This is a genomic window from uncultured Rothia sp. (assembly GCF_963555405.1).
In the GTDB taxonomy this organism is placed as follows: domain Bacteria; phylum Actinomycetota; class Actinomycetes; order Actinomycetales; family Micrococcaceae; genus Rothia.
Genome location: NZ_CAUVVO010000002.1, coordinates 250,364 through 263,689, shown reverse-complemented (window position 1 = coordinate 263,689; position 13,326 = coordinate 250,364). Strand labels below are relative to the sequence as shown.

Genomic DNA, 13,326 nt, shown 5'->3' with positions numbered 1-13,326 from the left:
GAGCCGGTTTCTAGAGGTGTCTTTTGCTCGAATAGGGTTCACGTACCTACTCGGGGCTAAAAACTTAAAGGAGGTTGTTCAGGCCTCGCGCCTTGACCTCACCCACAGCGTCCTTGACAGCCTGAGCCTTGGAGCGCGGAGCGACCAACAGAGCATCGGGGGTATCCACCACAACGATGTCATCGAGACCAATGATAGAGATCTTACGGTCGGTGTTCGCAACAACAATGCCGGAGCAACCGTGGTTAATGACGTTGTCCTTCTCGCCGAGGATGGTCAGCTCTTCGCCGCTCTTCTCGGTGTTCAGGCGTGCCACGGCGTCGAAGTCTCCAACGTCGTCCCAGCTGAAGGAGCCGGGAACCATTGCAACGTCGCCTGCAGCTGCGGCAGGCTCTGCCACTGCGTAGTCAATAGCGGTCTTCGGCAGGGTCTCCCACACGCGCTCCATGACGGTCTCACGTTCGGGGGTGTCCCATGCGTTAGCAATCTCCATGATGCCCGCGTACAGCTCGGGCTCGTTCGCCTCGAGGTGCTTGAGCATCAGGGCTGCCGGTGCCACGAACATGCCTGCGTTCCAGGTGTACTCACCGGAATCCAGGTACTTCTGTGCGGTAGCGGTGTCCGGCTTCTCCACGAAGGTGTCCACCGCGTGAGCGTTGGGTGCACCCTCGATGCCCAGGGACTCGCTGGCGTGAATGTAGCCAAATGCGCTGGAGGGCTCGGTGGGGGTAATGCCGATGGTGACAATCTTGCCGGTTGCCGCGGTGATGACAGCCTCGGTCACCACGCGCTGGAACTCGTCCACCGGGCTGATGACGTGGTCAGCTGCGAAGGAGCCGATGATAGCGTCCGGTTCGCGGCGGTGGATGATGGCGCAAGCCAAGCCGATAGCTGCAGCCGAATCCTTGGGGGAGGGCTCCAGTACCAGGTCAGCGGCCCGCAGTTCAGGAATCTGCTGGGTAACCGCATTGGCGTGCGAAGTGCCGGTAACCACCATGACGGAACCGTTGCTGAGATCGATGAGACGGTCGTAGGTGTCACGCAGCAGAGAATTGCCCGACGAGGTGAGGTCGAGCAGGAACTTCGGGGCGTGCGCGCGGGACAGGGGCCACAAACGCGAGCCAACACCGCCGGCGGGAATGAGCGGGCGGAATCGAGTGAGTGCAGTATTCATCGCTTCAAGAATAGCGGGTCAATTTGTCATATATCGAATTCTTTTAGGTTTTAACAAAAAAGTGTCAGGCGGCTCTCATTTAGGCGATGTTTGAGGTTAGGTTAAGGTAAGTTCCGCACAAACACAGGGAAGTAAGCGATATGGTAATAAAAACATGCCCTAATTCACTTTTAGAACCTGTAAAAATTCCCTAAACAGGGTGTCAATAAGCTGTGAATTTACCTGATATCTTGGAAGTAACAGACGAACAAAAGCAGTCGGTGAGCACACAGCTGTGCCCGGAAGCTGAGGGTCACAATGACCCCTCAGAACCCGGAAGCTCGCCGTCGCAGCAGGAGGTTATTCAGTGTTGAATGGTTCTAAAGGAACCCTCTACCGCGGCCGCTGGGGCATGTGGTCCTGGGTTGCTCATCGCATTACCGGTATCGCGATTTTCTTCTTCCTTCTTGTACACATCCTGGATACTGCCGTCGTGCGTATCTCCCCGGAGGCCTACAACGGCGTACTGAGCCTGTACAAGAACCCCATCATGGGTCTGGGTGAGACCGCGCTTGTCGCCGCCATCGTCTACCACGCGTTCAACGGTATCCGCATTATCCTCATTGACTTCTGGGGTAAGGCAACCAACTCACACGTGGAGCACATCCAGGCGAAGAACAAGGACGGCAACGTCGAAATCAGCCAGAAGGCAACTTACACGCACATCAAGATTCTCTGGGTTGTGCTTTTCCTCTGGGCAATCACCGTTGCTGGCTTCGCAGCACGTCACCTGCCGATCGTTTTCTCGCACATGGGAGGTCACTAAACTATGGCTACTCCGCTTAAGCCCCGCACCTATGTACCCCGTCTGCGTGACAACCGCATCGACGGTGTGAAATACAACCGCTCCTCCTCCAAGCGCAACAACTTTGAGATGTTCGCTTGGCTGGGTATGCGCCTGTCCGGCGTCGTACTCGTCGTGCTGATTTTCGGCCACCTGTTCTCCAACCTCATGGTCGGCGACGGCATCCACGCCATCGACTTCGGCTTCGTGGGCGGCAAGTGGGCGAACCCCTTCTGGCAGGTCTGGGACCTGCTGCTGCTCTGGCTGGCTATGCTGCACGGTGCTAACGGCATCCGCGTCATCATCGATGACTACGCAGAGAAGGACCGCCTGCGCGTTTGGCTGAAGGTCATCCTCTTCGCAGCATGCGCATTCGTCCTGCTGGTTGGTACCCTCACCATCTTCGCGTTCGACCCCTGCCCCTCCGGCGCAGCGGCTGAACTGCTCCCCAGCTTCTGCTCGGCACGCTAACGGCGACGTATCCGAGACAAACGAAAACATCTAAAACACAGAAAGAACATCATGCAGGTACATAAGTACGATGTAGTGATCGTCGGTGCCGGCGGCGCAGGTATGCGTGCCGCCATTGAGGCCGGTCAGCGAGTTCGCACCGCGGTACTGACCAAGCTATACCCCACCCGCTCCCACACCGGTGCGGCACAGGGTGGCATGTGCGCCGCTCTGGCTAACGTTGAAGAGGACAACTGGGAGTGGCACACCTTTGACACCGTCAAGGGTGGCGACTACCTGGTTGACCAGGACGCAGCAGAAATCATGGCTAAGGAAGCTATCGACGCTGTGCTCGACCTGGAGAAGATGGGTCTTCCCTTCAACCGAACCCCCGAAGGCCGCATCGACCAGCGCCGCTTCGGTGGCCACACCCGTGACCACGGTAAGGCCGCTGTGCGCCGCGCATGCTACGCAGCTGACCGTACCGGCCACATGATTCTGCAGACCCTCTACCAGAACTGCGTTCGCCACAATGTGGAGTTCTACAACGAGTTCTACGTTCTCGACCTGATCCTGGTCAAGGACGAAGAGGGCAAGCCCCGCCCCGCCGGCGTCGTCTCCTACGACCTGGCAACCGGCGAGGTTCACGTCTTCCAGGCTAAGTCCGTGATCTTCGCATCCGGCGGTTGTGGCAAGATCTTCAAGACCACCTCCAACGCGCACACCCTCACCGGTGACGGCATGGCTATCGCACTGCGCGCAGGCCTGCCCCTGGAGGACATGGAATTCGTTCAGTTCCACCCGACCGGCCTGGCTGGCCTGGGCATTCTCGTCACCGAGGGTGCTCGTGGTGAAGGCGGTATTCTCCGTAACGCTGACGGTGAGCGCTTCATGGAGCGCTACGCACCCACCATTAAGGACCTCGCACCCCGCGATATCGTGGCACGTGCAATGGCGAACGAGGTGCGCGAAGGCCGCGGCTGCGGTCCCCACAAGGACTACGTGCTGCTGGACCTGACCCACCTGGAGCCCTCGCACATCGATGAGAAGCTGCCCGATATTACCGAGTTCGCTCGTACCTACCTGGCAGTGGAACCGCACCACCAGCCCATCCCGGTGTTCCCCACCGCGCACTACGCAATGGGCGGTATCCCCACCAACAACGAGACCGAGGTCTACCACAACAGCAAGGAGACCATCCCCGGCCTCTACGCAGCTGGTGAGGTCGCTTGTGTGTCCGTCCACGGTGCAAACCGTCTGGGCACCAACTCCCTGCTGGACATCAACGTGTTCGGTAAGCGTGCAGGTCGCAAGGCTGCAGAGTACGCAGCATCCGCTGAGTTCGTACCCGTTCCGGACGACGCAGCAGATCGCGTTCTCAACATGCTCAACGGCATCCTCGAAGGCAAGGGCACCGAGAAGGTCGGCGCTATCCGCGCAGACCTGCAGAAGGCTATGGAAGCTGACATGCAGGTGTTCCGTACCGACGAGACCATCCGCGCAGCACTGGCAACCATTGCTGAACTGGAAGAGCGTTACAAGAACATCTCCATCCAGGACAAGGGCAAGCGCTTCAACCTCGACCTGCTCGAGGCTGTTGAGCTCGGCTTCCTGATTGAGCTGGCAAAGGTCATGTCCGTTGGCGCGCTGCACCGTAAGGAATCCCGTGGTGGTCACTACCGCGAGGACTTCCCCAAGCGTGACGACGTCAACTTCATGAAGCACTCGATGGTCTACCTCGACCCCGAATCCGAGTTTGAGGGTGTCAAGGGCCTGCGATTCGAAACCAAGCCCGTTGTCTACACCCGCTACGAGCCGAAGGAGCGTAAGTACTAAAATGGCTGAAAACGAACTCCCCGAACCGGAATCCGTCAAGCTGTTTGAGGGTATGACCGGCGGCGACTCCGATTCCATCCCCACGTACGATGTGGTCATCAAGATTCGCCGCTACAACCCGGAAGTTTCCTCCGAGGCATACTGGGACGAATTCCCGCTGACCATGTACCGCACCGACCGCGTGCTCGATGCCCTGCACAAGATCAAGTGGGAAGTAGACGGCTCCGTCTCCTTCCGCCGCTCCTGTGCACACGGTATTTGTGGCTCGGACGCAATGCGCATCAACGGCCGTAACCGCCTGGCTTGCAAGACCCTGCTGAAGGACCTTGACCTGTCCAAGCCGATTACCGTTGAGCCCATCAAGGGTCTGCCCTGCGAAAAGGACCTCATCGTTGACATGGAGCCCTTCTTCCAGGCATACCGGGAAATCATGCCGTTCTTCATCAACGACTCGAACGAGCCTGAGCGTGAGCGCCTGCAGACCATTGAGGACCGTGCACGTTTCGATGACACCACCAAGTGCATCCTCTGTGCAGCATGTACCTCGTCCTGCCCGGTCTTCTGGACCGACGGTCAGTACTTCGGTCCCTCCGCTATCGTAAACGCACACCGCTTCATCTTCGACTCGCGCGACGATGCAGGCGACCTGCGTCTGGAGATCCTCAACGACAAGGAAGGCGTATGGCGTTGCCGTACCACCTTCAACTGCACCGAGGCTTGCCCCCGTGGCATCCAGATCACCAAGGCTATTGCCGAGGTGAAGCAGGCAATCCTGAGCCGCTCGCTCTAATCTGAGCACGCGGTATCAGCTGATACAGCATTGACAATTCAAGCCGTCACCCACACCGGGTGGCGGCTTGAATTGTTTGACAGAAAAGGCCCGGCAGAAAAGGCTGAACAGAGCATCAATCGGGGCTCCGGGGCACACAAAAACTCTTCACAATCTGTCATAAAGTCATAGATATTCTCGAGGGCTGTCAGAAAGGGGGAGTAGGTAGGTAAACCTCGGTGTGCGGCGTTATTCTACTGTGTATGGTTTTCGCTAATTCTCGCTACGATTTGTCCACCCCCGTCTTTGACGACTGGGTGGAGCGCATGATGGGTACCCTCGTGCAGTTCCGCCGCGAAGTGCACGCCAACCCGGAGCTTTCCTTCCGTGAGGTGGCGACTACCGAGCGCCTCATGAATCGACTGCGAGAAGCCGGCATGAACCCCGTTGCTTGCGAAGGCACCGGCTGCTACGTCGATATTGGAAGCGGCCCCTTCGCCCTGGCTTTGCGCGCCGATATTGACGCTCTGCCCATTGTTGAGCAGACCGACCTGCCCTACGCCTCCACCGTGCCCGGTGTGATGCATGCCTGCGGCCACGATATTCACCAGACCGTCATGCTCGGCGTGGCGCTGGCACTGCACGAACTGAACGAGAAGACCCCGCTGGGTCGTAGCGTCCGTATTCTCTTCCAGCCCGCCGAGGAGCAGCTTCCCGGCGGCGCGGTGCAGATGATTTCGCAGGGTCTGCTGAAGGACATTCCGCGTGCTTTCGCTCTGCACTGTGACCCGAAGGTGGACCTGGGGCAGATCGGTACCCGTATCGGTGCGATTACTAGCGCCTCCGATACTGTGAAGATTCACCTGAGCGGTCACGGCGGTCACACCTCCCGCCCGCACCTGACCGAAGACCTCATCTATGCGATGAGTCAGATTGCTGTACAGGTTCCCGCCGTGCTGACCCGCCGCACCGACGTGCGTTCGGGCGTGCTGGTGGCATGGGGCCAGGTCAGCGCCGGTGTTGCCCCCAACGCTATCCCCGCAGAAGGCTACCTGGCGGGCACCATGCGTTGCCTGGACGTTGAGGTTTGGCGCCAGGCGGGCAACCTGCTGGATGAAGTCATCGAGCAGGTCGCTGTGCCCTTCGGCGTGAAGGCGCGAGTGGAGCACATCCGCGGCGTGCCCCCGGTTGTCAACACCGACCTGGAAACCACCATGCTCGAGAACGCAGCCCGCGCCGAACTGGGCGAGGACTCCATTGTGCTGGTCGAGCAGTCCATGGGCGGCGAAGACTTCGCGTGGATGCTGCAGGAAGTTCCCGGCTCCATGTTCCGCCTGGGTACCCGCGCCCCCGGCGACCCCACCTACGATCTGCACCAGGGCGATTACGCCCCGAGCGAGCAGGCGATCGGCATTGGTGTGCGCGTCATGGCGGCAACTGCCCTGCGTGCCGTCCGTTTTGAGCTGGCGAAGGCTGCGAAGGCGGCGAACCCCATCCGCGATGAGGCACGCTAAAGAGCTTCTCGAAAGCTTATAAGCCAGGCTTGAAAGTACGACTATATAGCCGCATCAAGCCTTGAAAGCTGTACAAGTTTCACCCCGTTACCTCTCACCGAGTGACGGGGTGAAACTCTATGCACGCGATAGAATTAAAAGGATTATGAGGACATTTGCGTTATGTTCCCGATCCCGTGCCAACACACCCTCGGGGGATGAAGGAGATAGCGCATCATCACACGGCGCACGCCGGAGGAGGACACCCAATGAGCTTCTTTGGAATCGGCAAGAAGAAGTTGGATGAACAGTCGCGCGAAGAACAGAGCGCCGAAACTGCCAAGGCTCAGAAAGAACAGACAAGCGAAGACGCTCCCAAGAATGCACGACTGAGCCAGAAGATTATGGAACAGCAGCAGTGGGAGGACTCCCTGCGCCGCTTCGTGAAGTCTGAGAGCGCACGCCACCAGAACCACGACGAAGAGCAGAGCGAGGAGCACCGCGCTGTTGAGGATCTCAAGCGTGCCCTCCTGCACGGCGATGAGAAGGTTGAAGAATCTTCCGCTGCTGAGGAGCTGACCGAGGAACAGGCGGAGGAGCAGGAGCGCCGTAGCCTGCTGGCGGCGCTTGGCGCTTTCCCCCAGGATTCTGAGGAGCCTGTTGAGGTCGAGCAGATTACTGAGGTCCAGGACGTTAAAGAAGAAGCCGCCCCGGTTGCTGAGGCTGCTAAGCCCGCTACCCCCGCATTCCTGCGCGATGACGAAGAGACTGAAGCCGAGGACGCATCTGTCGAGGCTGAGGAACCTAAGGATGCCGCAGAGGATGCGCGTTCCCAGTTTGAGGAGCACCTGCGTGCTGTGCGTGCCCAGAACACCGAAGATACTGCCGCTGAGGTCGCTGAGGAGACTGTAGGCAAGGCAGAAGACAGCGAAGAACATGAGGTCGTCGAAGCATCTGTAGAACCCACCGACAACAAGTCTGAGAACGCTCATTCTGTATCTGAGCCTGCATCTGAGGATGCTCCCGCTGATGCTGAGGACTCCCTGACCGTAGAAGACATGAGGGTAGCCCGCACTTGTGCCGCCGTCACCGAGGCACAGAATGCCGGCCTGGACGACCTGGCGGCAGCCTATGCGGCACGCCTGGGCATCACCCTCGATAGCGAAGAGGAGACTTTTGGCGAGGTCGCCTCCGATAAGGTTGTTGCTGAAGAAGCTCCTGCTGATGAGGTAGCTGCCGAGGAAGCAGAGTCTGCTGAGGCACCCGCGTCCGCTGAATCCGCTGAATCTGTCGAAGACGCTGAGGCTTCTGAGGCACCCGCACCTGTTGCTGAGGCTGCTGAAGACTTCGAAGCCGAAGAGACCATTGACCTTACCGCAGGTGTAGAAGAGTCTGCAGAGCCTGTTGCTGCTGGTGAGGAAGAGCCGATTGAGGCGGTCGTTGAGGCACCCGAACTGCTGGCATCTGAACTTACTGAGGAAGAAGACGCGGTCTCCGACGAGACCGAGCTGCTCTCCGCTGTATCCGTTGAGGAGAAGCATGAAGCGCTCGAGGCTGAGGACTTCGACGCTGAAGAAGAGAACACCGCAGAGCTGATCTTTGACGCTTCCGCTGTTGAAGAAAGCGCTGTTGAAGAGACTGACAAGGTAACCTCCGAGCCGGTAGTAGCCGAAACCAAGGTTGAGGACTCTGCATCTGAGGAAACTGAAGACACCGACTCTGAGGACGATGCGCCCGCCGAGAGCTCCTCTGTAGCTCCTGCTCTTGCCGCTGTTGCTGCACCCGTGGCTGCTGCCGCTGCTGTTGCCTCCGCCGCAAAGGCTGAAAAGGCTGAGGAGAAGGCTGAGAAGGGCACCTCTCAGGGCGTCGCTCTGACCGCAGAGGCCATCGACAAGAAGGAAGCTGAGAAGCAGGAGGCTTCCGCTCGTGAAGAGTCTGCTGAGGAGCCCGCTGCAGAGTTGAAGGAAGCTGAGCAGAAGCTCAGCGAAGACGAGGCAGAGCTGGTTGCCGAGTCCATCATCCTGAACGAGCCCGCAGAGGGCGCAGCGACCCTGCCCGCTCTTACGGAGCAGCGTGCCCTCTACGGCCTGGCGGAGCTCATGCGTACCCGCGGTTCGGGCACTATGAGCCTGGAACTGCGCCAGGTAGATGAGGACATGCACTACCGTCTGCTGCACCGCGGTCGCGAGGTTGAAACCGGCATTGTGGTGCCCGGTGTTGACTGGTTCGCGCCCGTGGCGGCACTGTACACCGAGGCTCAGCAGGCTGGCGCGACTTGGAACCGTGCGGCGGTCTCCCTGAACCCGCGCCTGGGTGACGGCCTGGAGGTTCACGCATCGTACCTGGGTATGGCGGACGGCGAGACCACTCGTGAGAGCTTCCTGCTGGAGGGCGCCGCTGTCGAGGCTAAGCCTGTTGCAACCGCTGAGGCTGCTGAGGCTACCTCGCAGGAGGAGACTCAGGAAGCTTCTGTTCAGCGCGTTGACTCGGTTGATGCTGAGCGTGAGGCTATCGAGCGTGAGCTGGAGGCTGAGCTTGCTCAGAAGCAGGCAGCTAACGAGGCTGAGGCCGCTGTTGAATCTGCTGAAGAGCCCGTTGCTGAAACTGCTGATGAGGCTACTTCTTCGGGTCTGCTGCCTGCCGCCGGTCTTGCTGCCGCCGGTCTTGCTGCGGCCGGTACCGTAGCGGCTGGTGCCGCTGTCGCCTCCGCTCAGGAGAAGAAAGACGTAGAGGAGCCTGCTCAGACTGAGTTTGCGCCGGTTGAAGCTGAATTCGAGCACGATTACGAGAACGACCCGGTCTTCGGTGCTGCTACTGTAGAGCCCGAAACCGAACAGGCTGAAGAGTCCGCCGCTGAGGCATCCGAGGTATCTGCCGAGGACTCTGTAGAGACCGGCGAAGATATGGAAGCCGCCCTGGCTGCCATCGTTGCCAACGCTCAGAAGAAGCTGGACGCTGAGGAAGAAGTTCCTGCTGCTGAGGAAACTGCCGCACCGGCTGAGGAAGCACCCGCTGAGGAAGTTTCGGCTGTTGAGGAGCCGAAGGCTGCCGCCCCCGTGGTTGCAGAGTCCTTCACCCTGGACCGCACCCAGCCCGTTGAAGAAGCAGCAGAGGAGCCGGTCGCAGAGCAGACCGAAGAGCCCGCCCTGCCCGCGTTCCTGGATGACTCTGAGCTGCTGCCCGAGCAGGAGACCTCCGCTACTTCCGCTGAAGCGCACACTGAGGCACCCGCTCTGGAAGATGCTGAGCCTGCCACCGCGAATGCTTCCGTGGCTCCGGGCCTGGCTGGTGCTCTTGCCGCAGCTGCCGCTGTGGGTACCGCCGGTGCTGCTGCGAAGGCAACCGAAGCAAAGGCATCTGAGGCGAAGGAAGAAACCGCTGAGAAGGGTGCTGAGGCTCCCGCAGCGGTTGCGCCTGCATCCGAGACCGCCGCTCAGGCTGCCCCTGCTGCACCCGCCGCTCTGCCGGAGACTGCCCCCGCGGGCCTTTCCTCCAGCATCTCTGCGTCGGCTCTGAGCGAGCACAATCAGCTGCCCACCATCGTGGCTGAGCCAGACACCCCCTCCGCGGCGGCTCAGAGCCCGCTGGCTCCCTCAGAGACTCAGCTGGCATCCGGCAACCTGGTTCTGACTGAGGCTCAGGTCGCTCAGCGTCTGGCACCGGTCGTCGAGCACCTCTTCGGCGAGAACGGCACCGCGAAGGACGCCACCACCGTGCTGATTCGCGTGCGTGCGCTTGGTTCCTACTACGATGCTCTGACTCACGTGCGTCGCAACGGCTTCTGGGAGCAGGTCCGCACCTTCGAGCTGATCCCCGAAACTCTGCTGGACATTCCGGCGCTGAAGACCGACTCGTACAGCGAGGGCGAGGGCTCGCCGCTGGCTATGAGCCTGACCTTCACTCCGGGCGTGCCGGTTCAGGCGGCGTTCGACTATGCGAATGAGCAGGCATTTGTCACCTACCCGCGTCCGCTGGATGTTGAACGTTACGTTGAGGAGCTGCGCATGTTCCCGCGTCTGGGTTCAAAGATCCCGGCTCATATGACGAGCGCTCTGTCGCACTGGAACCTCTAAACCCTCGTAAGGTGCGCCGCGCCGGCTCCCCGTGTGGGGGTCGGCGCGGCGTGCTATGTTTGTCATTTTTTCGATGAGGAAGATTGTTATGACTGATACCCCTAATACGCCTGACGCTTCTGCAGTGCAGAACGTTCAGGACACCGCCGCCCGTGCGGCTGAGGCCTTTGGCACCCTGGTGGAGACCATGGCGCTGTTGCGTGCCCCGGGCGGTTGTCCGTGGGACGCTGAGCAGACCCATGCCTCCCTGATCCGCTACCTCGTGGAGGAAGCCTACGAGGTTGTTGAGGCGGTAGAAACTGGCGGCGAGCCGAACATGCAGCTGCTACGTGAAGAGCTCGGCGACGTGCTGCTGCAGGTGGTGTTCCACTCCGATATTGCTGCGGCGAACCCGCAGGGCTTCGACATTGTGCAGGTGGTTGAGGGTCTGGTGCAGAAGCTTCGTTCGCGCCACCCGGACGTGTTCGCGGCTGAGTCCGAGAACTCTTCGGAGGCGCCTCGCACCGCGGCTGAGCAGCAGGCGGCGTGGGATGCGTTGAAGAAGAAGGAGAAGAGCGACCGTGGCGCGCTGGACGGTATTCCGCCGCATCTGCCGGCGCTCGCTATGGCTGAGAAGACTGCTGTGAAGGCACGTAAGGCGGGTATTATTCTGCCGCCGGAGCCTACGAGCATGGAGGACGACCTGCGCTATATGCACACTGAAGAGGAATTCGGTGAGTTGCTCTTTGCGTTGGTGAGCCGCGCACAGCGTAATGGTTTGGATCCGGAGCGTGCCCTGCGTTCGTACACTCGCCGCTATATTACTCAGCACACGCATGATGAACCGAGCTTCTAGACGCTCCGGCTGATGTGCTTTTGGAGGCGCCGCGGAACCTGTTCTCTGAGGGAGTAAGAGGTTCCGCGGCGCCTTCCGTTTGTTTGGGGTCGTGTTGGGTGGCCGCGAGGATGCTCATGGTGCTTACCCCTGCATTTGGGCTCATGTTGTGCTTTGAGCAGGTACCCACACTCTCCCAATGTGGGGGAGTGTGGGTCTTGTTCCGCTTTGTAGCGCCTGACTAAGGGTTATTGAGACCTTCATTAAGGCGATAAAAAAGCGGTGGCAACTAGTGTGTTTGTGTGGGAGTTTTGCTAGAATTTAGGGGACGCGACTTGTCCACTACCGGGTGAGCCGTTCACATCCTTGACATCTCATAAGGAGAACAATTCATGGCTGTTATTACCGCAGTTCACGCACGCCAGATCCTGGATTCCCGTGGCAACCCGACCGTTGAGGTTGAGGTTCTGCTCGAAGACGGTGCTTTCGCACGCGCAGCTGTGCCCTCGGGCGCATCCACCGGTGAGTGGGAGGCTGTTGAGCGCCGCGACGGCGACAAGTCCGTATACCTGGGCAAGGGCGTTCTGGGTGCAGTGAAGTCTGTTATCGAAGAAATCGCTGAAGAGGTCATCGGCATTGAGGCTTCCGACCAGCGCGCTGTTGACGCAGCCATGATTGCTCTGGATGCAACCAACAACAAGGGCAAGCTGGGCGCAAACGCAATCCTGGGTGTCTCCCTGGCTGTTGCTAAGGCAGCTGCTGAGTCCGCTGACCTGCCCCTGTACAAGTACCTCGGCGGCCCGAACGCTCACGTTCTGCCCGTCCCCATGATGAACATCCTCAACGGTGGTTCTCACGCAGACTCCAACGTTGACATCCAGGAGTTCATGATTGCTCCCATCGGCTTCGACAACTACTCTGACGCTCTGCGCGCAGGTGTTGAGGTTTACCACTCCCTGAAGTCCGTGCTGCACGACCGCGGCCTGGCAACCGGCCTGGGCGACGAGGGTGGTTTCGCACCCAACCTGGAGTCCAACGCAGCTGCACTGGACCTGATCGTTGAGGCAATCGAGAAGGCTGGCTACAAGCCGGGCGAGCAGGTTGCACTGGCACTGGACGTTGCTTCCTCCGAGTTCTACAACGACGGCGCATACGAGTTCGAGGGCCAGAAGAAGTCCGCAGCTGAGATGAGCGCATACTACGCTGACCTGGTTGCTAAGTACCCGCTGGTTTCCATCGAGGATCCCCTGGATGAGAACGACTGGGAGGGCTACAAGACCCTGACCGAGCAGATTGGTGACAAGGTCCAGATCGTTGGTGACGACCTGTTCGTGACCAACCCCGAGCGCCTGGCTCGCGGTATCGAGGAGGGCGCAGCTAACGCTCTGCTCGTGAAGGTGAACCAGATTGGTTCGCTGACCGAGACCCTGGACGCAATGGAGCTGGCTCAGCGCCACGAGTACCGTTGCATGGTTTCTCACCGTTCCGGTGAGACCGAGGACGTCACCATCGCGGACCTGGCTGTTGCAACCAACGCTGGCCAGATCAAGACCGGTGCTCCCGCACGTTCCGAGCGCGTTGCTAAGTACAACCAGCTGCTGCGCATTGAGGAAGAGCTGGGCGACGCAGCTGTTTACGCTGGCAAGTCCGCTTTCCCCCGCTTCAAGGCATAAGTTACTGAAGCATCCGACCGCGTGAGCGGTTAGGTTTCAAGGAGGCGGTGCTACCCCGTAGGGGAGTGGCACCGCCTCCTGCTCTGTGTTGAGGCTAGTAGCGGCGATAGCGCACGAGGTGGAGCCCACACGATGCCGCATGTAGCGCCTGCAACATAGCGCCGGGGAAACCCTCCGAACCCGGTAGAATATGAAGGAAGCGTTTAGCGGTACAGAACGGA

At 59.8% G+C, this 13,326-nt stretch carries 9 protein-coding genes; 8 read left to right on the top strand and 1 reads right to left on the bottom strand.

What is annotated here, in order from left to right; translation table 11 throughout:
• Positions 1–64: 64 nt before the first annotated feature.
• Complete coding sequence (locus RWL87_RS02515) at positions 65–1,174, bottom strand: mannose-1-phosphate guanylyltransferase (protein WP_049346824.1); 1,110 nt, start codon at positions 1,172–1,174, stop codon at positions 65–67.
• Positions 1,175–1,520: 346 nt separating this feature from the next.
• Between RWL87_RS02515 and sdhC the strand changes: the two genes are divergently transcribed.
• The 8 genes from sdhC to eno all read left to right on the top strand — a co-directional run bounded on the left by sdhC (position 1,521) and on the right by eno (position 13,105).
• The gene (sdhC, locus tag RWL87_RS02510; protein WP_005506819.1) at positions 1,521–1,979 is read left to right on the top strand and encodes a succinate dehydrogenase, cytochrome b556 subunit; all 459 of its coding nucleotides are present in this window, start codon (positions 1,521–1,523) and stop codon (positions 1,977–1,979) included.
• 3 nt (positions 1,980–1,982) lie between these two features.
• A complete protein-coding gene (locus RWL87_RS02505; RefSeq protein ID WP_005506820.1) occupies positions 1,983–2,468 on the top strand; it encodes a succinate dehydrogenase hydrophobic membrane anchor subunit in 486 nt (161 codons plus the stop codon).
• Positions 2,469–2,519: 51 nt separating this feature from the next.
• Entirely contained in the window at positions 2,520–4,283 is a 1,764-nt protein-coding gene (gene sdhA, locus RWL87_RS02500) for a succinate dehydrogenase flavoprotein subunit (RefSeq protein WP_049346822.1), read from the top strand.
• 1 nt (position 4,284) lies between these two features.
• A complete protein-coding gene (locus RWL87_RS02495; protein WP_005506828.1) occupies positions 4,285–5,073 on the top strand; it encodes a succinate dehydrogenase iron-sulfur subunit in 789 nt (262 codons plus the stop codon).
• Between the two features lie 242 nt (positions 5,074–5,315).
• The gene (locus RWL87_RS02490; protein ID WP_294643968.1) at positions 5,316–6,566 is read left to right on the top strand and encodes an amidohydrolase; all 1,251 of its coding nucleotides are present in this window, start codon (positions 5,316–5,318) and stop codon (positions 6,564–6,566) included.
• 248 nt (positions 6,567–6,814) lie between these two features.
• Entirely contained in the window at positions 6,815–10,618 is a 3,804-nt protein-coding gene (locus RWL87_RS02485) for an ornithinee aminotransferase (RefSeq protein ID WP_313968786.1), read from the top strand.
• Positions 10,619–10,706: 88 nt separating this feature from the next.
• The gene (locus RWL87_RS02480) at positions 10,707–11,453 is read left to right on the top strand and encodes a MazG family protein (protein WP_313968785.1); all 747 of its coding nucleotides are present in this window, start codon (positions 10,707–10,709) and stop codon (positions 11,451–11,453) included.
• 371 nt (positions 11,454–11,824) lie between these two features.
• Positions 11,825–13,105, top strand: a complete 1,281-nt coding sequence (gene eno / locus RWL87_RS02475; protein ID WP_049341512.1) for a phosphopyruvate hydratase — start codon at positions 11,825–11,827, stop codon at positions 13,103–13,105.
• Positions 13,106–13,326: the final 221 nt, after the last annotated feature.